The sequence below is a fragment of the Alteromonas sp. P256 genome, from assembly GCF_036864455.1.
Taxonomy (GTDB): domain Bacteria; phylum Pseudomonadota; class Gammaproteobacteria; order Enterobacterales; family Alteromonadaceae; genus Alteromonas.
The window spans coordinates 39,117-61,871 of sequence record NZ_JAZETM010000013.1 but is presented as its reverse complement, the minus strand read 5'-3'; the positions used below and the strand labels follow the sequence as shown (position 1 = coordinate 61,871).

General features: G+C 44.0%; 18 protein-coding genes. 14 read left to right on the top strand and 4 right to left on the bottom strand.

Annotated features, from left to right (window positions below):
• Position 1 precedes the first annotated feature (1 nt).
• From V7R39_RS16155 to V7R39_RS16110, 10 genes are all read left to right on the top strand, one after another.
• The gene (locus V7R39_RS16155) at positions 2-1,417 is read left to right on the top strand and encodes an FAD-dependent oxidoreductase (RefSeq protein WP_334031958.1); all 1,416 of its coding nucleotides are present in this window, start codon (positions 2-4) and stop codon (positions 1,415-1,417) included.
• Positions 1,418-1,836: 419 nt separating this feature from the next.
• Positions 1,837-2,331, top strand: a complete 495-nt coding sequence (locus tag V7R39_RS16150) for a hypothetical protein (RefSeq protein ID WP_334031956.1) — start codon at positions 1,837-1,839, stop codon at positions 2,329-2,331.
• Between the two features lie 28 nt (positions 2,332-2,359).
• Complete coding sequence (locus tag V7R39_RS16145; protein ID WP_334031955.1) at positions 2,360-3,757, top strand: amidase; 1,398 nt, start codon at positions 2,360-2,362, stop codon at positions 3,755-3,757.
• 156 nt (positions 3,758-3,913) lie between these two features.
• A complete protein-coding gene (locus V7R39_RS16140) occupies positions 3,914-4,501 on the top strand; it encodes a DUF2726 domain-containing protein (RefSeq protein WP_032097370.1) in 588 nt (195 codons plus the stop codon).
• A gap of 226 nt (positions 4,502-4,727) precedes the next feature.
• On the top strand, positions 4,728-5,426 hold the full coding sequence (locus V7R39_RS16135; protein WP_334031953.1) for a 5'-methylthioadenosine/adenosylhomocysteine nucleosidase: 699 nt from the start codon (positions 4,728-4,730) through the stop codon (positions 5,424-5,426).
• A gap of 37 nt (positions 5,427-5,463) precedes the next feature.
• The gene (locus tag V7R39_RS16130; RefSeq protein WP_334031952.1) at positions 5,464-6,405 is read left to right on the top strand and encodes a cobalamin biosynthesis protein CobD/CbiB; all 942 of its coding nucleotides are present in this window, start codon (positions 5,464-5,466) and stop codon (positions 6,403-6,405) included.
• Between the two features lie 5 nt (positions 6,406-6,410).
• A complete protein-coding gene (locus tag V7R39_RS16125; RefSeq protein WP_334031951.1) occupies positions 6,411-7,460 on the top strand; it encodes a cobalamin-binding protein in 1,050 nt (349 codons plus the stop codon).
• A 49-nt stretch (positions 7,461-7,509) separates the two neighbouring features.
• Entirely contained in the window at positions 7,510-7,914 is a 405-nt protein-coding gene (locus V7R39_RS16120; protein ID WP_334031949.1) for a rhodanese-like domain-containing protein, read from the top strand.
• A 164-nt stretch (positions 7,915-8,078) separates the two neighbouring features.
• The gene (locus V7R39_RS16115; RefSeq protein ID WP_032097366.1) at positions 8,079-8,462 is read left to right on the top strand and encodes a DUF2721 domain-containing protein; all 384 of its coding nucleotides are present in this window, start codon (positions 8,079-8,081) and stop codon (positions 8,460-8,462) included.
• The gene (locus V7R39_RS16110) at positions 8,462-9,091 is read left to right on the top strand and encodes a GNAT family N-acetyltransferase (protein ID WP_334031948.1); all 630 of its coding nucleotides are present in this window, start codon (positions 8,462-8,464) and stop codon (positions 9,089-9,091) included. Before V7R39_RS16115 ends, V7R39_RS16110 begins: the two co-directional genes overlap by 1 nt.
• 228 nt (positions 9,092-9,319) lie before the next feature.
• Here V7R39_RS16110 and tyrS read toward each other — a convergent pair whose 3' ends face one another.
• Positions 9,320-10,519, bottom strand: a complete 1,200-nt coding sequence (tyrS, locus tag V7R39_RS16105; RefSeq protein ID WP_334031947.1) for a tyrosine--tRNA ligase — start codon at positions 10,517-10,519, stop codon at positions 9,320-9,322.
• A 358-nt stretch (positions 10,520-10,877) separates the two neighbouring features.
• On the opposite strand from tyrS, the gene V7R39_RS16100 reads away from it, so the two are divergent.
• The 3 genes from V7R39_RS16100 to V7R39_RS16090 all read left to right on the top strand — a co-directional run bounded on the left by V7R39_RS16100 (position 10,878) and on the right by V7R39_RS16090 (position 14,981).
• Positions 10,878-12,230, top strand: coding sequence for an OapA family protein (locus tag V7R39_RS16100; protein WP_334031982.1), 1,353 nt, complete (start codon positions 10,878-10,880; stop codon positions 12,228-12,230).
• Positions 12,231-12,275: 45 nt separating this feature from the next.
• Positions 12,276-13,679: an anhydro-N-acetylmuramic acid kinase gene (locus V7R39_RS16095; protein WP_334031946.1), complete on the top strand. Its 1,404-nt coding sequence runs from the start codon at positions 12,276-12,278 to the stop codon at positions 13,677-13,679.
• A gap of 180 nt (positions 13,680-13,859) precedes the next feature.
• On the top strand, positions 13,860-14,981 hold the full coding sequence (locus V7R39_RS16090) for an alkene reductase (RefSeq protein WP_334031945.1): 1,122 nt from the start codon (positions 13,860-13,862) through the stop codon (positions 14,979-14,981).
• 160 nt (positions 14,982-15,141) lie between these two features.
• Here V7R39_RS16090 and V7R39_RS16085 read toward each other — a convergent pair whose 3' ends face one another.
• The 3 genes from V7R39_RS16085 to V7R39_RS16075 all read right to left on the bottom strand — a co-directional run bounded on the left by V7R39_RS16085 (position 15,142) and on the right by V7R39_RS16075 (position 19,016).
• Entirely contained in the window at positions 15,142-15,588 is a 447-nt protein-coding gene (locus V7R39_RS16085; protein WP_163104399.1) for an SRPBCC family protein, read from the bottom strand.
• 342 nt (positions 15,589-15,930) lie between these two features.
• On the bottom strand, positions 15,931-16,875 hold the full coding sequence (locus tag V7R39_RS16080; protein ID WP_334031944.1) for a GGDEF domain-containing response regulator: 945 nt from the start codon (positions 16,873-16,875) through the stop codon (positions 15,931-15,933).
• A 14-nt stretch (positions 16,876-16,889) separates the two neighbouring features.
• Complete coding sequence (locus V7R39_RS16075; RefSeq protein ID WP_334031943.1) at positions 16,890-19,016, bottom strand: putative bifunctional diguanylate cyclase/phosphodiesterase; 2,127 nt, start codon at positions 19,014-19,016, stop codon at positions 16,890-16,892.
• 261 nt (positions 19,017-19,277) lie between these two features.
• On the opposite strand from V7R39_RS16075, the gene V7R39_RS16070 reads away from it, so the two are divergent.
• Positions 19,278-22,730 (top strand): ATP-binding protein, encoded by a 3,453-nt coding sequence (locus V7R39_RS16070; protein WP_334031942.1) that lies wholly within the window; start codon positions 19,278-19,280, stop codon positions 22,728-22,730.
• The last annotated feature ends 25 nt before the right edge of the window (positions 22,731-22,755 follow it).

Here is a 22,755-nt window from a genome sequence, read left to right as displayed (position 1 = left end):
AATGGCAAAGAACGTATATCAATTTGTCGATGTTGAACGTATCGATCCGCCTAAAAAGCCGATCATGGTGCGTAAGGAAGAGTTCGCGGAAATTTATCAGCCGCTAAGCCAGTCACAAACCGAAGGTCAGGCAGATCGCTGCCTGGACTGCGGTAACCCATATTGTGAATGGAAGTGCCCCGTGCACAACTACATTCCTCAATGGCTTGATTTGGCTAACGAAGGCAGAATTATTGAAGCCGCTGAACTTTCACATAAAACCAATAGCTTGCCTGAAGTGTGCGGGCGAGTGTGTCCACAGGACAGACTGTGTGAAGGTGCATGTACGCTAAACGACGATTTTGGCGCTGTTACCATTGGTAGTATTGAGAAATACATCACCGACAAAGCCTTTGAAATGGGCTGGCGTCCAGACATGTCCGATGTTGAGTGGACAGATAAGAAAGTGGCTATTGTTGGAGCCGGACCTGCTGGCTTGGCCTGTGCTGACATTCTTATCAGAAACGGCGTTAAGCCGGTGGTGTACGACAAGTACGAAGAAATTGGCGGACTACTGACCTTCGGTATTCCGTCATTCAAACTTGAAAAAGACGTGATTAAACTGCGTCGCCAAATCTTTTCAGATATGGGTATTGAGTTTGTACTTAACACTGAAATTGGTAAAGACGTCCAGTTTGATGATCTGCTCAACAATTACGATGCCGTATTTTTAGGTATGGGTACGTACAAGTCGATGCAGGGTGGTTTTGACAATGAACACGCACATGGTGTTCATGAAGCGCTACCGTTTTTGATTGCCAACACCAACCGCGTAATGGGGTTAGAAAAAGACCCTGCTGACTTTATCGACATGAAAGATAAACGCGTTGTAGTGCTAGGTGGTGGTGATACCACTATGGACTGCCTGCGTACGTCTATTCGTCAAGGCGCTAAAAGCGTAACCTGTGCCTATCGTCGTGATGAAGAAAGCATGCCTGGTTCACGTCGCGAAGTGGTTAACGCCAAAGAAGAAGGTGTTGAATTTAGGTTTAACCTTCAGCCACTGGATATTGCCGTAGATGATAACGGCAATGCGGTAGGCGTTAAGTTGGTTAAAACTGAGATGGGCCCGCCAGATTCAAACGGTCGTCGTCGCCCTATCGAAGTAGAAGGCTCAGAACACGTCCTTGAAGCAGACGTGGTTATTATAGCTTTTGGCTTTCAGCCAAGTCCTGCGCCATGGTTTGGCGAGTACGGCATTATGCTTGATGAAAAAGGCCGGGTGCGTGCTCCGCGTGCAGGTAAATTTGCTTATCAAACGTCTAACCCGAAAATATTCGCCGGTGGTGATATGGTTCGAGGTAGTGACTTGGTGGTTACTGCCATCGATGAAGGCCGTAAAGCTGCTGAGGGCATGATGGACTTTATGGGTGTGTAATACACTTAAGTCAATGAAAGGCCTAAATGCATTGTGCATTTAGGCCTTTTTAATTTTTACTGCGTCAGATACTGTGCTGATTTTTGCTTTCTTTTACTTTCTTTTTGCTTATGCCCGTTGAACTACGCTGCAGAAAATAACCCTACCTGCATACTCCCCCTATACCTTTTTTCATTTTCCTATACCTGAATACATGCAGGTTCAGTTGAACTTCCTCGTTATTCTTCTTACTATCTTTATAACGTGTTTTTGTAGTAATCTTTTCACTGAGGCTTGCACCTGCTTCTTTTGCATAAATAAGCTGCACAAATAGGTGGTATACGTAAGTCGGCATATACACGCCAAGAGGTTAATGTTTTGCGAGTGCAGAACAACGGGTAAGCTCCCCTTTTTTAAAAATAACGAGAATATGTAATACCATGAAAAATGAAAGCTCAGTACGCCCTATTATTGCGCACGTCTCATTTGCCAAGCGCCGCTTCATCGAGCTTTTTTCAACCACACCTTTATCAGCCCAGCCATTGGTAATTAAGAGCGCTCTCGTTCAGTACCCAATTGTTAAAAACGCTATCGTTTGCGCAGTCGCCTTGCTAGGCAGCGCATCAGTGCATGCTGAAACCTTGGGTAAACCAAACACAACGCCATGCCCGAGCGAGTTTCACGCAGTAGTACTGTCCTCAGACGCCACTCAATGTCAGCAATTTGAGAGCGAAACTCCCGCAGCTATGGTGTACCACACCGCGCTTACGCCTTCCCAGGTAGTGAGCTTTTATAAAGAACGACTTCCCAAATTTGAAACGCATTCAGCAATCAATCAGCGCACGTTGATTACATCCAAAGAGCGAAATACAAAAATTGTCGTATCACCCGATAATGCAGGTGCTCAAGTAGATATTTTGGTGGCGGCTAAATAACAAGCCAAATAAAAGAGAGAATTGTAAATTGCCAGATTTCACTCTCCACGACATGGCCGATGCCACAGCAACCCTCGAGCAGATGCGCACTAAAAAGCTCTCAAGTAAGCAGCTAGTACAAGCCAGCTTAGACAGACTCCATCTGGTAAACCCGCATTTAAACGCGGCAACTCAAGTGTTTGCCGAACAAGCATTAGCCGCCGCTGAAAATCCAATTGCCGGGCCGTTATCAGGCTTACCAATAACCCTCAAGGAAACGTATGCCCTAGCAGGTGAGCAAATTACTATTGGTAGCCAGCGTATGCAGCCTATTCAATGTTTAAAAGATGCCCCCGTTGTTGAGCGACTCAAATCAGCGGGCGCAATCATTATTGCGCGAAGTAATGTTCCTGAATTTGTGATGACCGCGGAAACAAGTAATTTGCGCTTTGGGCGCACCAATCATCCAAAAGATCAACGTCTTGTGCCGGGTGGGTCAACTGGAGGCGAAGGAGCACTGGTAGCTAGTGGTGTATCGCCGATAGGATTTGGAACAGACATTTTAGGCTCTATACGAATTCCGGCGGCGTTTTGTGGCTTAGTGGGTTTTAGGCCTCATTCGGCTGCCGTTAACAAAAGATCGGTGTACCCCGAGTCGGGTCCGTATTTTGAAACATTCAATGGAATAGGCCCAATTACTAGGAGCGTTCGAGATGCCCGCCTAGCGTATTCGGTAATAGCCAATGAACCACCAGCGTTACCCGCATCTATTAGTGGACTAAAGCTCATCGCTCCAAAGAATTACCCCTTCGAAGCACAAGACGAATGCATCGATACGGCCTATCGAGCCGCATTAGAGGGGTTGCAAACAGCGGGAATGGTAAGGCACGAACTTGTGCTTGATGATATCAAAACACTATTTATGAACGTGCCTAAATTGGTAACCGGAGAAATGGTCTCTGTATGGAAAGACTGGCTTTCTGTTGACGGAAAACCATTTTCAATTATCAATGAAACACTGCGTCAAATGACTGGAAGAGCCACAGTACAACCAGGCTTTTTTCTTTGGTTATCGCTTATCAATGGTCTATATCGCCCTCGTCAAAAAACCGCTTTGACCGGCATCATTGAAACCTATGAACATGCGCGAAAAAACTATCGAACGTTATTAGGCCATGATGCATTACTATGCTTACCCACAATAGGCATGCTCGCGCCAAGGCACGGTGCTATGAACCGTGCAACCTTAATGAAACCTGGACTCAATAAACAGATCACAGCTCACACACTTGTTAACATGCTCGACCTTTCGGGCATTACGGTGCCGGCTCGTGGTTTTAGCGATCCAAAAACTGGCTTAGTTCCAGGCATAATGCTCGCATCAGCCCCTGGCAATGAGGGAGCGTTGTTAGATGCCGCAGAAGCGCTAGAACACACTCTGCTATAAAAAATCAGAACACTCTTTATTTACACCCTGTAACTCTTCATTACCCAAACAGCAATTCTTGGCATCTGCTTTGCAGTATCTTCCTTACCAAAGGTCTAGCTTGATTTCGCGTCACCTTTTTGACGCTAATATTGATTGATATATGTGAGGATAAAGATGGAATTGGCAATTATTTTGATGATGTTACTTATTGTCGTTGCTCTAGGCGCCATAAAATTGTCTGATGGAGGAATGGCATTTCCATTTCGACGTAAGCCACAGCTGTTTACCCAAGTGGAATACTCATTTTTAACGTTAATTGAACAAGCGGTAGGTCGTGAATTTAGAGTCATGTGCCGAGTTCGTTTGAACGACATGGTGGCCGTTCGTCAATCGACGAAAAAGAAAACGGCATCACAGGCACTCTCACGCGCATCAAGTCGTCAGCTGGATTTTGTGCTTGTAGAAAAAGATACCATGAGCCCAGTGTTAGCCATCGACCTAGTACACAACCAGGGAAAGGAGGGCTACAAAACCCAAAAAGATTGGTTTGTTACTGGTGCTTTGGACGCTGCTGGAGTTCCTCATGTTCGCATTAAAGTGAAGTCGGGCTACAGTATTGAAGATATTCGAGAATGCCTTGAAAACAAACTTGTGCCATATCGTCGTCTACAGCAAAAGATGGCGCAACAGCCTACGCTGAATCCAGAGCCTACAAAACGCCCAACAAGGCCTATTAGATCAAGCCGCCCTGCTGCTGCTTAATCATATATACCAGTGCGCATAGACAATTACCTCTTCCCCCTGCCTTTGTTACAGCTCAAACTTACACAGAGTGACGGTAACAAAGGCATTTTTCTGTCAGTTTCACCACATTCCTTATACAATTAGGAATACAACAGCTTTTATAACTGCTTGCGTAACAGCTTATAATATTGCGGTTAAAGCAGTGCAACAGCACATTTTAAAACGTTAACTTGTCGGTACAATTATGAAACGAATTGGTATTTTAGGTGCAATGGATGAAGAAGTTGCGCTACTTAAAGCGTCACTCGACGACTTGAAAGAAACGAAGTGGAAACATTTAACGTTTTACGAAGGCACACTCAGCGGCATTGAAGTGATATTAGTAAAATGCGGCATAGGTAAAGTAGCGGCCGCTATCGCAACAACGGTGCTAATTGAGCAGTACGCTCCCGATGCGGTAGTGAACACTGGCTCGGCGGGTGGTTTTGATAAAGACCTAAATATTGGTGATGTGGTTATAGCCAGCCACGTTATTCATCACGATGCCAATCTTACTCACTTTGGTTACAAACTTGGCCAATGCGCCGGTATGCCAGAAGATTTTCGCTGTGATGAAGCACTCATTGAAACAGCCAAAAATGCCACATCACACATTGCTGAAATACAATCTACCAGCGGCTTAATTTGCACCGGCGACGCATTTATTGGCAGCGATGAAGCCGTAGCAAAATTAAGAGAAGACTTTCCAGAAATGAAAGCGGTTGAGATGGAAGGGGCCGCAATCGGCCAGGTTTGCTACATGCTGAATACGCCATTTCTTGTTATACGCTCTTTGTCAGATATTGCCGGGAAAACCTCGACAGTGAGTTTTAAAGAGTATTTAGAGACCGCAGCAAAGCACTCTGCACAGCTGGTAATGGCAATGGTAAAAAACTTTGCATAACTGATTGTCTAATCGAAAATAAAGACTTACCACACCAATGAATTCACTGATTAGTGGCATTGATTTTCAACCACTACTGATACTTTGGTTGGCCATCGCTATCGACGCCTCTTGGCGATGGCCGCAGCGTACTCACCCACTAACACTTATGCGCTATTTGGTCACTCAGATGGGGCGTAAAGTGTTACCGTCCTCATCGTTTGCACCCAGCCAGCACTACATTTCAGGTACACTGGCAGCCATTGTATTACACAGCCCTCTCGTTGCCTGCCTCGCCATTTTAGTTTCAATGGCACAATACCCTGTTTTTTTTGATGCTGTCATTATGATAGTGCTGCTTGATTACGGCTATCAGCGCCAGCAGTACAAAAAAGTGTTGGCGACTGTGGGCAGAAACAAAAAATCTCTCGCTCGTGAGTTAGTGTCGAGCATCACAGCGCGTCAATGCGATACGCTAACTGATATAGGTATTGCAAAAGCGGCTATAGAGTCGCTATGGCTAAAGTTTCTTTATCTCTTCTGTGGCGTTATTTTTTACTATATCGTCTTTGGGCCCATTGGCGCCTTAGTGTATCGACTCCTGCTTTTAACCTCATGGCAGTGGCACTATCGAGACCCCAAAATGGCGCTATTTGCTAAACCCATAAAAAAAGTTGTTAGCGTATTAGTGCTTCCGCCCGCTTTACTAGGCGCGCTCATCACGTTAATAAGCAGCAGACCTATTCGCGGTTTAAAAGCAGTTAAACGCTGTTCTGATAAAGATAAAACCTCGCTGCTATTGTCAACCCTTGGCGGTATACATAATATCAAGCTGGGCGGGCCTGCCATTTATGCCAACAGAAAAATACGCTACCCACGGGTAGGCGGAGTACACGAGGTTAAATTTTCAAGCATGGTTTATGTCAAAAGAACAATCACCAACGCCATGATTGGTGTCACTGCGATAGCCACACTGTTACTCATTGTTATAGGCATGTAGATATAATGACTTCACTAAAGCTCCGTATTCAACGCGCATCTCTTTTTTCTTGGCTTTTTTCTTGGTTTTTTTCGTGGCTTTTTTCTCATCTATTGTCTGGCTTTGCTTGTCGCTCTTCTGCTTTTTGTGGTGTGTTCCTGGCTAAAGGTTTAATAGGGAGTGCTACCCTTAGTTTCTTACTTGTTGCAAACGTAACCGTTGCCGCCAGCTTATTGCCACAAGGGCAAAATAAGGGCTCACCCAATAACTTCAACTCTGAATACCATCAAACAGAAAGCTCTGCATTGCACGAGGGGCAACAGGCTCCTAATAAAGACAGCTTGCGAATAGTTAGCCTGGCTCCACACCTCACCGAATGGGCGTACAGTTTGGGGTTAGGCCCTAACCTTGTGGCAGTCAGTGATTACAGCGATTACCCCGAGGCAGCGAAAGCGCTGCCTCGCGTTGCAGACTACCAAGGCATAGATATGGCCGCCATTCTCGCTTTTAAGCCCGATCTGGTGTTGGCATGGAAAGGAGGGAATAAGCCACAAGATATACAAAAGTTGTCGTCTTTGGGGCTTAACGTGTTTGATAGCGCAATAACGCAAATAGACGATATCCCATCAGAGCTCATTCGTTTAGGTACGCTAACGCATACTAGTTTAAAGGCGAAAACTCTGGCTGAAGCATTTAATGAGAAGATAGCGGCGTTAAAAAACGCTTATTCAAGGGAAACGCCCAAAAACGTGTTCTATTACTCGTGGTCCACACCCTTGATGACAGTAGGCCCTAAAGCATGGCCTAACAAACTACTGAACGTATGCGGCGCGCAGACGGCATTTTATGATAGCCCCATCGATTACCCTCAAGTATCCGTTTCAGAAGTGCTAGTCCGTCAGGTTGATGTAATTATTGCAGCAAGTAACGAAAGCAAAGCGTCATTGTCATCATTCTGGGAACCTCATTCAGACTTTTTAGATGCGGAAATAGTTACTGTAAATCCCGACATAACCAGTCGATTCTCACTGCGTCTTGCAGATGAACTAAAACGACTTTGCAGCGGTATTAATTAAACTTTTGTAGTATATTGTTCATTGAATTATCGCAACGGGAAAGGTCATCATGCGATTTGTTGTGACAGGTTTCTTAATTGCTGTGGGCGTTGCATTGTTTTTATCACTGCAATTTAGCGCTAAGGCCACCACTTATCGAAATATTGAAGCATCACCTTTTCTGCTAGAAAGAGTGGCCAGTAACGATTGGCTGCTAATCGATGTGCGCTCTCCTGAAGAATACGCCGACGGACACATTCCTGGTGCCATCAACATGCCCCACAAAAGCATTGATGAGTACATAAGCGAATTGCAGGAATATAAAGACAAGCCCATCATTCTCTACTGCCGCTCAGGTAGACGAGCCAAACTCGCAATGAAAGTGCTGCAAGAGCAAGACTTTACCGACGTTATGCATTTGGAAGGCGATATATTGGGCTGGAATGAAGCTGGGTATGCTGTGCAAAAAATGTAACAGCTCTGCATTTAGCTATTACCTAGAGATGGTCTTCCCATGCCCTATCTAAGCCCCTATCTAGTTCACAGTGATACCACAACGCGGGCCGTGCGAAGCTGTACAACTGTGTGGTACACTTTTTTCACTACACGTTTTCACACACGCAACCTCAAGAAAACCAAATGCAAATAGATATTGCTACTCCCGCTATGTTGTTTCCTGCTATTTCGTTACTGTTACTGGCCTATACGAATAGATTTCTTACCCTTGCGACTATCATTAGAAACTTTGCGAAAGAGGAACGCAACGACAATACGGTTGCGCAAATCACAAACCTGCGTCAGCGTATTTCACTGATAAAGCGTATGCAAATAGCCGGGGTAGGTAGCTTCTTTTTATGCGTAGTTTCTATGCTTGCCATTTACCTGACGTATCAAAAAGTCGGTAATTGGATATTTGCTGCAAGCTTGGTGTCGTTACTTTACTCACTCTGGATGTCTGTACGAGAAATCTTAATTTCTGTTGAGGCACTTGACGTTCATTTAGACGGTATGAAGGGTGACTGATGCACAACAATGCCTCTAAAGACGCCGCACGCGAAGGAAAAACTCGCCATGACATACACTATGTTCAGCTAGCCCCACAGTATTTTGAGGGCGTAATTGCACTGGGAAATCACGTTCATGGCGATAACTACTTAACTCCCGAGCTTATGACTGATTATTACACGCGTAGCTTTCACAATAACGTTAATGCTAGCTGGCTAGCATTGCACAATGACGTCGTCGTGGGATTCAGGCTTACGTTTGCGCACACTCAATGGACGCCGGATAAATGGTGTACAACAAACCTTTGGACCGTCGACAAAGACAAAGTCTGTTATTTTAAATGCAATACGGTTGTTCCTGACAAACAAGGCTTGGGGATTGGCAGTAAACTGTTGGCCAAGTCGATTGAAAGCGCATCAATACAAGGCGCTCTTGCTGGACTCGCTCATATATGGCTAGCCAGTCCGGGGAATAGTGCGTTTAAATATTTCTCGAAAAATGGCGGTGTACTTATCAAAAAACATCCTAATAAATGGCAGTACGCGTCAATCTACGAAGGTTACGATTGCCCTGTTTGCGACGAGCACTGTTACTGTGAAGGTGCCGAAATGATGCTTTCGTTTTCTCAAAATAAGTCGCAAATCTGACTATAATCTACGATCCCCTCGTTTCTACTTCAGTATCGCCATTACACCCAAAGCCTGCCAACACTATTCAAGTAAATAACTATTTAAATAAATAGCTATTTATGTAAAAAGCGTTGGCAGGCTTCTGATAATTCGCATCAGGGTTTACGCAACGATTGCACAGCGTTGCCGGTAAAGCGCTTATCGTTCGCCGTAAACGCTCGTAACTTTACCGTAAAAACCTTCGAATTAAGAAAGAGTGATACGAGCAAATTTACGTTTACCCACTTGGTAAACATTTTCGCCCTTTTCAACAAGCACAAGGCGTGTATCTTCTACTTTTTCGCCGTTAATTTTAACCGCACCCTGCTTTATCATTCTCATTGCATCTGAAGTTGAGCCCACAAGCTTTGCTTCTTTTAGCAAGTTACCAATAGCTACGCCATCGGCAGGCAGGGCAATTTCTAGCTCAGGCATATCATCTGGAATTGCGTTTTTTTGGAAACGCTGAATAAAATCTTGATGGGCGCCTTCGGCTGCCGCTTCGTCGTGGAAGCGAGCAATTATCTCTTTCGCAAGCAGAATTTTAATGTCGCGAGGGTTCTCACCATCAGCAACGCGGGTTTTAAGGCTGGCAATCTCTTCTAACGGCCTGAAACTGAGTAAGTCGTAATAGCGCCACATTAAATCATCAGATATTGACATCACTTTACCGAACATATCGTTTGGTGCATCGGTAATACCAATATAGTTATTTAGCGACTTCGACATTTTTTGAACGCCATCAAGGCCTTCAAGCAGCGGCACCATTACAATAGACTGCTGGCTTAAGCCCTGCTCTTTTTGAAGCTCACGCCCCATAAGCAGGTTAAAACGTTGGTCGGTTCCGCCAAGCTCCACATCCGATTTCAGTGCAACAGAATCCCAGCCCTGAACCAGTGGATAAAGAAATTCGTGAATTGCGATAGGCTGACCGCCGTTGTAACGCTTTTTAAAGTCGTCACGCTCTAGCATACGGGCCACTGTTTGGCTGGCCGCCAGCTTGATCATGCCAGCTGCGCCGAGGTTATCCATCCACTGTGAGTTAAAACGTATTTCCGTTTTTTCTTTGTCTAGAATTTTAAAAACCTGCTCTTGGTAGGTTTTTGCATTTTCCAAAACTTGCTCTTTGCTTAATGGTTTGCGCGTGACGTTTTTACCTGTTGGGTCGCCAATAAGACCGGTAAAGTCACCAATAAGAAAAACAACCTTATGACCTTGCTGCTGAAAAGTGCGAAGCTTATTGATCAAAACAGTGTGACCAAGGTGAAGATCAGGCGCAGTTGGATCAAACCCAGCTTTGATTGTTAGGGTTTTGCCAGATTTAAGTTTCTCTATTAAATCGTCTTCAGGGAGAATCTCATCAACCCCCCGTTTAATTTCAGCGAGAGCTGTTTGCCAATCATTCATTTGTTATTCACACTCTTTGATAACACTAATTCATTTTGTGCGGCATTTTACGCATACAACGGAACCATTAAAAGGTTTACTCGTCAAAATTGAGTTATAAGCAGTTGCCGTTTTATCAGGTAAGATTCCAACGTTGTGTTGATACTCTTTTTATCTTGCTTTTAAGAAGCTTTTGAATAAACAAACTTTGCCTACTTCACGGCACTGAACACATATAAAAATGGTGGCTTTTGCTTTATAAACAGTAAGAAAAGTTGCATTTTTAAGCAACCTATGTGACATAGTATTTGATGAATAGTACTATGTATGCAGTATTTCTCTAGAAAGCAGTAGAAAGAGAAAAGAAATGAGAAAAGAAATGGCGAAAAAAATAGACACTTCTAAAGCTGTCAATTTAATTAAAAAGTTACCAAAGCAGCACAGAACAAGCCTCGCAATAGCCAGCATGTTCTTAGGTGCGCTTATCCTTTTACCATCAGAGCCGGTAGAAGCGAGTCGCCATCAAGAGGCGTTATCTCTTGATGCAGGTATACGTTACCCCGTTGCACTTCAACTTACTTCGTCTTCCGACGTTTTCATTGGTGAAGAAGAATCACCTTGGCAGACATATAAAGTAAGAAGTGGCGACACGTTAGCAAAAATATTTAAGCGCGCAGGCTTTACTGCACGTGACGTTTATAACGTTACCAATTCGGGAGAGTTAGCGAAAACCTTAGTCACTTTACTCCCTGGCGACGACCTGTCCTTTAAAGCTGACCGCGAAGGTCGTTTTAGCGAATTGAAATACGCTTTATCGGCAACCGAGACATTGCTGGTACGCCGAAATAAACCTCAAAACGATGCAAGTGAACACACCAGCGTTCATTCAGACGCACTAGTCGCAGAGCTTGAAAAGCGTAGCGTAGATATTCGCTATAATTTTGCTCAAGGCGAAATAACGTCTAGCTTTTGGAATGCCGCCCGCGAAGCGGGTATGAGTAGCAACCAAATTATGAACCTTGCGGGGATCTTTGGTTGGGACATCGACTTTGCGTTAGAAATACGCGCTGGAGATACCTTCAATGTGGTGTTTGAAGAACAGTACATCGACGGTGAGTTTGTTGGCTATGGCGATATCGTTGCCGCTGAGTTTACCAACCAAGGCGAGCAGTTTAGCGCTATTTTACATGAAGATGGCAGATACTATACGCCTGAAGGGCGCAGTATGCGTAAGAGCTTTTTACGTGCACCTATTAACTTTCGATATGTTAGCTCTAACTTCTCTAAAGCCCGCTTTCACCCTGTTCAAAAACGATGGAAGGCTCACAGAGGCACCGACTATGTCGCGAAAGTGGGAACGCCAGTTATGGCAGCAGGCGATGGCAAAGTAGTTAAATCAGCTTACGATAAGTACAACGGCCACCACGTGTTTATTAAGCACGGTGAGAAGTACACTACAAAATATCTTCACTTTAGAAAGCGTGCGGTAAAAGTTGGCGATACCGTTAAACAGGGACAAACGGTAGGTTATTTAGGCAGCACGGGTCTTGCTTCAGGTCCACACGTTCACTATGAGTTTTTGGTAGATGGCGTGCACCGAAACCCAAGAACGGTTCAGTTACCTAAAGCGCTGCCCATTGCAAAAGAAGAAAAAACGCGATTTATGGAAATTGCGTCGGTAAGGCAACAGCAACTGGATAATAACAAGCGCATTATGCTTGCTATGCAATGATAGTATAATACCAGTCGGTATAAATGGTTATGTGAATATTTACTAATGGCTAAATACATTGGATTGATGTCAGGGACGAGTATGGACGGCGTGGACGCCGTCCTTTGTGATATTTCCGATGGCACTTCTGTCTCAGATAACGAAGGCAGAGAAAACAAAAAAGAAACCGTTTGTAGAACACTTGCCGCTTATTCACTTCCCTACCCGGATGAGTTACTTAGCGCCCTAAATGCGCTGTGTGTAGAGGGCTCCAATGAGCTAAATACACTAGCGATAGCAGACAGGCTAGTCGCCGAGGTATTTGCCGAGGCTGTGCATGCCCTGTTAGCGCAAGAAAAACTATCTGCTAGTGATATCACAGCAATCGGATCCCACGGGCAAACCATAAGACATCACCCAGACTGCAACGTGCTTTCATTAAGCTTTAGCAAGGACAATCTGCGCACATTTACCTGTCAAATTGGCGATGCCAATACCCTTGCCGTACTCACCGGAATTGATGTGGTTGCCGACTTTAGGAAAAAAGATATTGCACTTGGTGGTCAAGGTGCTCCCCTTGTGCCAGCCTACCATAATGCCGTATTCGCACATCCCTCAAAATACCGGGTACTGGTTAATATTGGCGGCATTGCCAATATAACTGTTGTGCCACCCGCTTATCAGCAACGTCCGCCTTTAGGCTTTGACACTGGGCCTGGCAATACGCTAATGGACAATTGGATCCGCCTACATTTAAACCAACCGTTCGATAACAAAGGCAGCTGGGCAGCCCAGGGACGCGTGAATCAGTCGCTGTTAAATCACATGTTAAGCGACACCTACTTCTCCTCACCCTGCCCTAAAAGTACCGGCAGAGAGTATTTCAATATCGACTGGCTAAGTAACTATTTATCATCCTTTTTCTCTGAGAGAACGGGGCACATTGACGAGAGCAGTAAAGACAACGCCTTTCGCCCCGTCGACATTCAAGCCACGCTGTTGCAACTCACGGCTAAAACTATTACCAATGCAATACAGCAAGTGGTAGGCACTCAGCATACAAACCATGATGAAAGGGATTTCGAACAAAACGATATTGAAGTGATTGTTTGTGGCGGCGGCACCTTCAATAGCGCGTTAATGAATCAGCTAGCTTCCGACTTAGCTTACGAGACACCTGCTGAACCTTTTGCTAATTTGGCTGCTAACTTGGCTGCTAACTCACTCTCCGACTTGGCTGCTAACTCACTCACTGACTCTTCTGCTAACTCACTCACTGACTCTTCTGGTCAGCCATCGGGCTACACCGTACTGAGTTCTGACCATGTGGGCATTCACCCACAGCACGTTGAGGGAGCGGCATTTGCTTGGCTAGCGTTTGCTTACCTTCATGATATTACAGGCAATGTGCCGCAAGTTACCGGAGCAAGCAGAGCTGCTGTTCTTGGAGGGCTTTACAAAAAGAACTAGCGTACTGATTTTGCATCAATACGAACATTTCACCGGTTTCCTCAGTTACAACGCGAGCCTTTAAAGACTCAAAACATCTTTATTATATAATTTCGCACTAATATCGCCTATTGAATCAATCCAAGTTACATCCACTTATGTATCCACTACGACTAAAGTAGAAACCATAAAGGATACTTAATGACAGATTCAGCATTATTCCAACCCATCGAGTGGGCCGGAAAGACATTACAAAACAGAATGGTGCTTGCACCAATGACCCGTGGACGCGCAGGCAACGAAAGCATTCCTAATAAAATCATGGGCGACCAGTACGTACAGCGTGCTGATGCAGGCCTTATCATTTCTGAAGCCACATCAATTTCTCCAGAAGGTGTAGGCTGGGTTAATGCTCCCGGTATCTATAACGATGAAATGGTAGAAGGCTGGCGTTCAGTCATTGATCGCGTGCACCAAGCAGGCGGAAAAATTGTACTGCAGCTATGGCACACAGGCCGCGCATCGCACAGCGACTTTCACAATGGCGAGCTACCTTTTTCAGCGTCGGCTATCAAAATTGAAGGCGACGAAATTCACACACCTAAAGGTAAAAAACCTTACGAAGTACCCCGCGCTATGACTGCTGATGACATTCAGCGCACGGTAGAAGATTTCAAAAAAGCGGCGATAAATGCAAAAGCCGCTGGTTTTGACGGTATCGAAGTTCACGCTGCCAATGGTTACCTGCTTAATCAATTTTTAGATAGCCGCAGCAATCAGCGTGACGATAACTATGGCGGCAGTTTGGAAAACCGCTATCGTTTCCTTGCTGAAGTTATGGACGCAGTGCTAAGCGTTTGGTCTGCAGAAGATGTAGGCGTGCGTTTATCGCCTAATGGTGTGTTCAACGACATGGGTGCCGACGACTACAGAGAAACCTTTACGTACGTAGCACAGCAACTTAACAAGCTGAAAGTTGGTTATTTGCATGTAATGGACGGACTGGCTTTTGGTTTCCACGAACGTGGCGAGCCAATGACTCTTGCAGAGTTTAGAGCGCTGTTCGACGGCATTATTATTGGTAACTGCGGATACACGAAAGAAGAAGCAGAAAAACGCATTAGCGATGGCGACGGTGACATGATTGCTTTTGGTAGACCGTGGATAACCAATCCAGACCTTGTGACGCGCTTTAAGCACGACTACCCGCTAACCCCCTTTGATGATCCATCTACATGGTATGGCGGCGACGAAAAAGGCTACACCGATTATGAAACGTATCGCGAATCAAGCGGTAAAGACGCGATGTCGTCGTTAACATAACAGGGTTTGCTTCACCACAGCCTAAGCACGGGCTACGAAATACAAAGTAATAAGCGCAGAATTAAGTAAGCGCCAGTAAAAATAAAAAACGCCTATCGTTTAACAACGATTAAGCGTTTTTTATTAGCGTGTAATTTGACGTAGCCCTGGAGATGCAACTTTAGCTAAGCGCTTTTTGCTTACTTGCCAACACGGCCAATTTCTCTAAGCATGACATCCATGCGTATTCATGTTGCTGGCACTCTTCTTGAGTCATAAAACCACTTTGCTCTAACACAACGTTAACGTGGCCTTCCTCAACTTCATTAAAATGAATGTTTACTGAAGTCATTACAGAGTCTTCTAGGTTATCTTCCCAAGCCCAAGAGAATACCAGTTGCTCGTTAGCTAACAGCGTAACGTACTCCCCCGTTAACGACATTTCGACTCCGTTAGGCTCCATCATTTTAATGCGATATCGTCCGCCCTCTTTAAAATCGTTCATTACTTGAGTTACTGAGCAATTGCCTGGTGCAAACCACTGAGAGAGGTACTCAACTTCATGGAACGAGGCATATATGAAAGGGAGTGACGCATTAAAGGTAACGTCTATAGTAAATTGATGCATAAGATGGCCTTTGTCATTTTACATGGAGTACTTTATAAAGAGTCACTTTTAACACTGACGTAAGCGAGATGGACTCTGCTTTGCTGTTGCTGTTGCTGTTGCTGTTGCTAATGATATCGACCAATGTCCATAAATGCTTAACGTTTCGTTCCTCTTCGCCCCTCTTTCTCCCTCTCTTTTCCTGTCTTTGTAACAGGTTGTTGACCTAGTAACGGCGCAACAAATTATTCAATCAAGGTTGTGCAACTAATGGAACTGTATAGACTGACCGCATGCTACGCAAATCTGCGTTGTCAGATTTACAGCTACAATAGGGCTCATATCAAAAACCCCTTTAATCTCCTAACCGCACAGGCGATTTTTACCAGCAGACTTGGCTTTAAATAATGCCTTATCTGCCTCGCCGATGAGCTGCTCTATCGACGTATTTTGCGATGGTTGACATGCTGAAAAACCAGCGCTTACCGTTACCTTGCCTAGTGGGCTTGCACTGTTGGTCATTGCCAGCGAACCAACAGCTTCTACTAGCTCTCTCCCTACGCTAATGCATCCATCCCTATTTGTGTAAGGCAATATTACTAAAAATTCCTCTCCACCATAGCGAACTACACAGTCTTGAGGGCGCTTGACATTATCATTCATGGCAGTAGCTACCGACTTTAAACACGCATCACCTTTTATATGCCCGTAGGTGTCGTTGTACCCTTTGAAATAGTCGATATCGAGCATGATGACACTAAAAGGGTCACCATCTCGGGCTGCATGCTTTAATAGCAGTGGTACTTCAGTCGCCAAATAGTATCGATTATACAATTCGGTTAACTGGTCGTGAAAAATTAGCTCTCTTAGCAGCGACAAACGCAGTGCATTCTGCAGCGCGTTTTTAACCCGGTGGACCAAGGTTGATGCCACTATGGGTTTTTCAATAAAATCAGCCCCACCCGCTTGCCAACAATTGTCTTGTACATGAGGATCTGCACTTCCAGTCACAAAAATAACCGGTGTATCAGCAAAGTTAGCGGTACTTTTTAACTCTTTACATAAAGTAAGCCCATCTTTTTTAGGCATATTTACGTCTAACAGTATTAAATCGGGGCGAATATCTTCACATGTCTGACAAACCAAACTACTGTCGTCAACGACATGACATTGTGCAAACTCATCAATAATTGAGGACAGCACTAGCCGACTCGATTGCTCATCATCCACAATAAGCACTTGGCAATCAGGTAAGCTTTTACGGTCAATATCAGGCAGGTCAATAGTTGTATAGTGGTGCTCTGACATGCTGACTCCTGCTATTATTTTATAAGTTCTAGAAGTAACTCATTGTGTGCTTCAGCAGGTTTAGGGTAAGCAAAATAATATCCCTGACCATACTCGCACCCCATTTCCTTTAATGCCTGCATTTGGCTTTGTGTTTCAATACCTTCGCACACCACCTCTAAATGTAGTGAATTAGATAAATCGAAAATGGCTTTTACAATGCTCAGAGCCTGTTTGTCTGTCTCAATATCAATAATAAATGAGCGATCTATTTTTAGAACATCGAAATTAAAGCTCTTTAAGTACGATAAACTCGAATAACCTGTGCCGAAGTCATCAAGCGCAACAGACACGCCTAATTGCTGTAAAGAGTAAATGGCTTTTTTAGCACTGGTGATATTTTGAATAAGCGCAGACTCGGTAATTTCGAGCTCTAACCATTGTGCCGGTAAACCATACTCAGCGAGGGTTTCCTTTACAGTTTGAGCAAAACCAAACTCATTAAACTGCGATGCACCTATATTCACAGCAACTTTTACTGGAGTACCACTAGCTAGCCATTTTTTTGCCTGCCTACAGCTCTCTTCTAGCACCGCTTTCCCTAAAGACTTTATTAATCCGCACTCTTCAGCAATAGGCACAAAGGTGAAGGGCGACATGAGTTCACCGTTATGCCCCTCCATCCTTACCAGCGCCTCCATGCCCGTTATACGATTATCTTTAAGGCTAAATTTTGGCTGAAAATGCACTATCATAGCGTTCTCTTCAAGGCGCTGGTGAAGCAGTTGCTCTATGCTCACGCGCTCCTCTAAATTTTCGGAAAGTTCATTTGCATAAAAAGAAACGCCATTCTTGCCATCGTTCTTTACTTTGTACATGGCGGTGTCAGCATGCCGCATAAGCTGTTCGGGCGTTTGAGCATCATCTGGAAACACACTCACGCCTACGCTCACTGTTAGCCTATGCTCTTGGTCATCAAGCTGAAATGGGGTATTAATAGTGCTGATTACGCTACTGGCAATTTGATTAACGTAACTATAGCTTTTACATCTGCTAAGCAGTATTACAAACTCATCGCCACCAATGCGAGAAACTGTTGTGTAAGCATCTCCCACACCTTCTAGTCTCGACGCCACGTGCTTAATAATGGTATCGCCTAAATGATGACCCTTGGCATCGTTAACATATTTAAAGTTATCAATATCAATAAGCAAGGCGGCTACCATAATGTCAGTATTCTGCGACAAACTAATTGCCTGCAGCATTCTATCGTGCAGCAATACTCGGTTGGGCAGCCCTGTTAATTGGTCGTGATGGGTGAGATGCGTCATTTGCGTTGACATAGCAACAGACGCGGTTACGTCTTGAAATACGATCACCCCACCAATTATGTGCTTCCCTTCCATATCAAAAATAGGGCAAGCAGTATCTTCAACACGATAACAAGTACCGTCGTTACCCATTAACTCGGCATTAAGCGCCATCGCTACTGCACGCTTTTGTTCTAGTGCAATTGATAGCGGATTTCTCATCGGCTCATGATTTGATGCATCTCGTAAATTCATAACCTCTGCAATCGGTCTACCTAGCGACTCTTTCTCTGAATACCCTGTTAGCCTTTGCGCTACCGTGTTGATAAACGTTACACACTCATTGTTATCTGTAGCAATAACAGCATCGCCAATAGAGCGTAAAATCGTATTTAAATGGTTTTTTTCGCTATGCAGCAGGGTATAGGCTTTGTGCAACGATCGAGCCTGCTGCTTAATGAGCATTTGGCTTTGCACACGCAGGCGGCAGATGTCTAGATGAATAGGCTTTCCAATAAAATCAGCCGCGCCCAATTCAAGCGCTTCGGTCTCTATAGATGCGTTGTTGTGACTAGTAATAAAAATAAAGCTGCTAAACGAGAGTTCAGGAATATTTTGCATAGCTCTACATAGCTCAAAACCGCTGATTTTCGGCATATCAATGTCTAACAAAATAACATCAGGCAGGTGCTGCTTTGCCAATACTAAAGCGTCTTCTGGCGACGTGGTAGTTATAACTTGGTACATGTCGGACAACGCACTTTCGATGACTAAAAGATCCGATTTTTGGTCATCAATTGCTAAAACTGTGCCCTTTTGTAGGACTAATTCCCTAAATTGTTCAGTTGCCAAATTGTACACTCTCTATTAATTTGTATTTAGTTCTGCGTAAATTATTACACTGTGTTGCAGATTATATGCGGAAAAATCTATACACAAATATAGACAGTTTTATACTCTTCCTGCAATAATTACGTTGCTATTTGTAGCGAACCTATCTAAATTTAATGTTGAAGAAATATGATTGCTTTTGGCTAACTCCTACGAAATTTGAGCTTTTGTTCGCCGATTTCGGTAATTAATCTCGCTGCTGCTCTATAAATTGTGTATCCAATGAAAATACATGCATCCTCCGCACTCTATTCAATGCTGGTTTTAATTAGCATCTCTATAGTGACATTTTTTGCCAATAAACAGGTTATCAATTCTTACAATACAGAGTTAAACGACGATATACGCAATGACCTTTTTGAACTAGAGACCTTGCTGGTAAGTGAGTTTGAAGCATTTAACGACGACTTGGCTTTGCTGTACAATACGCCCCCTATTAGCGGTCTTGCGCGTGCTGCGCAAAATAATGGTATAGACCCCTTAGACGGAACCACCACTGCACGCCTAAAAGACCGCCTAGCGCAAATTTTCGCTAGCCTAATACAAAGCAACGGCAGCGTTTTTCAGCTACGTGTTCTCAATGCTCAGGGTCATGAAATTGTAAGAGTTGATAAAGCGGAGGGCAGCGTGCGTCGCCTTACCAATAGTGAGCTACAGGACAAAAGCAAACGCTTTTATTTTCTGCAAGCCAAAGCGATGGTAGACGGCCAAGTTTTCACCTCGCGTATCGACTTAAACGAAGAAAATAATGCATTATCGTTTCCTTACACGCCAACAGTACGACTTGCTCGACCTATTTTCAGTACAACAAATGAATTTTTTGGTGTACTGGTTATGAATGTCGATACAACCGATTTACTAAACGCTATCGAGCAACTGGTTTCTAATAAATACAATATTGTACTATCTGACAGCGATGGTTTTTTTATAAAGCACTTCGACAGAGGTTTAGAATATAGCCGCGATTTAGCCCCCGACGCTACATTGAGAACTATTTATGAACAATCTCAGTTTTTAAACAGCGAAATGACGCAGTATAGTTTCAACGAAAAAAGCTGGATAGGACACAGTCAAACCATCACCGTTGCGCAAACACCTCAAGGCGGACTGCTTACGATATCGTTACTCCTTTCAGAACAACAATACCAAGATGGTCTGTTTTCGCGACGAATTCAATCATGGCTGCTGCTTGCTGGGGTTCTGGCAGTGTCATTGGTTGCAATATATTTTCTGCAGAGAAACAACTTAAAACTAACAGAACTACTGAAAAAAAGCGAAGAATCTGAGGCCGCGGTGGACGTTGCAGAAGACGCTATTATAACCACCGACGCGTCTTGGCAAGTTAATTCAATAAATAGGGCGTTTGAACAGCTTTTTTCGTTGCGTATTGGCGATGTACACAAAGCATCGCTGTCTCATGTTTTACAGCAGTTAGGTGATACTCAGTTTGATGTTGCGTGCAACGAGATGAGCCGAAAACTCATCTTTCCTGAATATGACTGGCTTTATGAACCGGCGAACAGCGATAAAAAGTGGCTGCGGATCAAGGTATCAAAGGTGCGCGCGGAACAGTCTAATGCGGCTTATGCCGTCGTTGTGCAAGACGTAACAGGTGAAAAAATAGCACTTGATAAAGTTGAAACGGTAAATCGAGAGCTTGAGTCGACGGTAGCCGAGCGTACAGAGGAACTTGAAAGAGCAATAGGTAAAGCACTTGAGGCAAATGACATTAAGACAAATTTTATTTCAAATGTTAGTCATGAAATGCGTACTCCCCTTAATGGCATTGTTGGCGCCACTAGCCTATTAAAAAAAGAAACGCTGAATGAAAGACAGATAAATCTCGTCAAAATTGCAGAAAATAGCGTAGATTCGTTGCGCGCTGTTATTAACGACGTATTAGATTTATCCAAAATTGAAGCGGGTAAACTTGAGCTAAATTTTCGTTTTTTCGAACCAGAATCACTGCTAGAGAGCGTAACCAGCACCATGTCGGTTATTGCTAAAGATAAAAACCTTACCCTTTACATAGATACTAACCACTTGCGCTTTGCACAAATTTATTGCGATCCCCACAGACTCACACAAGTACTCAACAATCTACTCAATAATGCAATAAAATTTACCGAGCAAGGCGAGATCTGGGTTAAGGTTTGGAGTGATATCAAGCCGCACGTCAGCTATTTACATATTGAAGTAAAAGATACGGGCGTTGGAATCGCCGCTGACAAAGTAGACAGTTTATTTGAACCCTTTGTCCAAGCCGAAGACACTACCTCAGCTAAATATGGAGGCACCGGTCTAGGGCTATCAATTTGTAAGCAGATACTCTCACTCTTGGGTGGGGAAATATCAGTAAGCTCGGTACTGGAAAAAGGCTCTGTTTTTAGTTTAGACATTCCTGTTGAAGACTGGAGGGAAAAACACGACAACACCACAAGTTTGATGGCGGGAAAAAGTGCAGGATTAGTCATTCAAAACCCGGGGTTACTGACACTTTTGCATGACATGGTGAAATCCTTTGGTGGCGAAGCTTTAACGCTGAATGGCCCATTCCACTCCCAAATGTTCACACAATGCTCTGCTTTAGTTGTCGATTATCAACACCCAGACTTTGCTTTATTTAAAGACCGTTGGAATGGACTCCCTTCTTCAGTCACACAGACTATTAAATTGATAGTAATATCTGACTCATCTCAACCTTCATTTAGCTTACCAGACAACTCGACTAATTTAATTACTCCCTTATATCGTTCTATTTTTGCCTCACAACTAAGTGGTAATACGTCGATTGGTCGAACAACTACCATTGAAACAAAAAATGCTCACAGCGCTGAGTCTGGCATGGTTTCTTTCAAGTCACATAGCGTTCTGATCGTTGATGACAATGAAATTAACCGGCAGGTTGCTCAGTTTATTTTAGAGCCCCTTGGCGTCACGTTAGCCACTGCAAGAAATGGTAAAGAAGCATTAGATGTGCTCACAAAATCACCTCACACTTTCGACCTTATTATGATGGACTGTAATATGCCGGTTATGGATGGTTACGACACCACAAAAGCGATTAGACGTGGAGACGCAGGGCAAGGCTACCAGTCTATTCATATTATAGCCGTCACCGCTAATGCCATGAAAGGCGAGAGTGATAAATGTTATCAGGTGGGCATGAACGATTATGTGACAAAGCCTATTGAACCGGATATTCTGATTGGTAAAATAACCGACCAATTTAATACAAACAAAGCGTTGTCGCCTAATACTGTTGTCGTCGACGAACATGAAGAAACACTATCAGAAGCGCCTTCGCAGCAAAAAAACAACCAAGAAAATGATACTTTATGGGATAAAGAAAGTGCCCTATCACGATTGAGCGGAAGACATAAATTGTTAGACCAACTCATTCAGTTGTTCACTAACGAGTGCGATCTTAAAGTTCAATCTCTAACCACTGCATTCGCTGCGCAAGACAGAGAGCAGATTAGAATGGACGCCCATGCTTTTAAAGGCAATTGTGGTGACGTCGGCGCAGCTGCGCTTTACAACACTCTCGCTATGCTAGAAGATCATGCTATAGAAGCAGAGTTTGACGCTTTAGAAACATTGTTCAATCAAATCAAGGATCAACTTTTTCTTACCTTGAAATTATTCGAATCTCACAACGCAGAACAAGAGTGACCTAATAAGGCTATATTCCCACAAT

Bases quoted from the DNA above. Each gene is read 5' to 3' on its own strand.
- V7R39_RS16100 (WP_334031982.1), top strand. From the start codon at position 10,878: ATGGCGAAAAAAATAGACACTTCTAAAGCTGTCAATTTAATTAAAAAG.
- V7R39_RS16135 (WP_334031953.1), top strand. From the start codon at position 4,728: ATGAAACGAATTGGTATTTTAGGTGCAATGGATGAAGAAGTTGCGCTA.
- V7R39_RS16130 (WP_334031952.1), top strand. From the start codon at position 5,464: ATGAATTCACTGATTAGTGGCATTGATTTTCAACCACTACTGATACTT.
- V7R39_RS16155 (WP_334031958.1), top strand. From the start codon at position 2: ATGGCAAAGAACGTATATCAATTTGTCGATGTTGAACGTATCGATCCG.
- V7R39_RS16125 (WP_334031951.1), top strand. From the start codon at position 6,411: ATGACTTCACTAAAGCTCCGTATTCAACGCGCATCTCTTTTTTCTTGG.
- V7R39_RS16110 (WP_334031948.1), top strand. From the start codon at position 8,462: ATGCACAACAATGCCTCTAAAGACGCCGCACGCGAAGGAAAAACTCGC.
- V7R39_RS16095 (WP_334031946.1), top strand. From the start codon at position 12,276: ATGGCTAAATACATTGGATTGATGTCAGGGACGAGTATGGACGGCGTG.
- V7R39_RS16120 (WP_334031949.1), top strand. From the start codon at position 7,510: ATGCGATTTGTTGTGACAGGTTTCTTAATTGCTGTGGGCGTTGCATTG.
- V7R39_RS16070 (WP_334031942.1), top strand. From the start codon at position 19,278: ATGAAAATACATGCATCCTCCGCACTCTATTCAATGCTGGTTTTAATT.
- V7R39_RS16115 (WP_032097366.1), top strand. From the start codon at position 8,079: ATGCAAATAGATATTGCTACTCCCGCTATGTTGTTTCCTGCTATTTCG.
- V7R39_RS16150 (WP_334031956.1), top strand. From the start codon at position 1,837: ATGAAAAATGAAAGCTCAGTACGCCCTATTATTGCGCACGTCTCATTT.
- tyrS (WP_334031947.1), bottom strand. From the start codon at position 10,519: ATGAATGATTGGCAAACAGCTCTCGCTGAAATTAAACGGGGGGTTGAT.
- V7R39_RS16085 (WP_163104399.1), bottom strand. From the start codon at position 15,588: ATGCATCAATTTACTATAGACGTTACCTTTAATGCGTCACTCCCTTTC.
- V7R39_RS16080 (WP_334031944.1), bottom strand. From the start codon at position 16,875: ATGTCAGAGCACCACTATACAACTATTGACCTGCCTGATATTGACCGT.
- V7R39_RS16140 (WP_032097370.1), top strand. From the start codon at position 3,914: ATGGAATTGGCAATTATTTTGATGATGTTACTTATTGTCGTTGCTCTA.
- V7R39_RS16090 (WP_334031945.1), top strand. From the start codon at position 13,860: ATGACAGATTCAGCATTATTCCAACCCATCGAGTGGGCCGGAAAGACA.